The organism is Photorhabdus sp. RM71S, from assembly GCF_042879355.1.
GTDB lineage: Bacteria > Pseudomonadota > Gammaproteobacteria > Enterobacterales > Enterobacteriaceae > Photorhabdus > Photorhabdus kayaii.
In genome coordinates this window covers 1-223 of sequence record NZ_JBHFKV010000329.1, presented here as the reverse complement: position 1 = coordinate 223, position 223 = coordinate 1, and the positions used below count along the sequence as shown (strand labels likewise).

The 223-nt window shown below is 43.0% G+C and carries 1 pseudogene; it reads right to left on the bottom strand.

Annotated elements, in window-relative coordinates:
- Positions 1-156 (bottom strand): annotated as a pseudogene (locus ACGF5R_RS25090) (IS982 family transposase); the annotation flags it as partial.
- Between the last annotated feature and the right edge of the window lie 67 nt (positions 157-223).

The window sequence follows — 223 nt, the reverse complement described above, 5'->3', positions numbered from 1 at the left end:
AAAAGCAATCACAATGGTCATAATCTCGCTGGCACTCATGCGGCCATGACGTCTGCGTTGACGATGTCCTTCCTCGATACACTGTTGTTCCCAGAGTGGAATGAATACACGGCAAAAATCATCGACATCGCAGAAGAGTTCAACTAGTTTATCCATGCCTGTTCCTAATAAGATCGTTTTTTTCTTGGTCGAAAATTTTGATCTTGGAACAGGCACTTAGTTC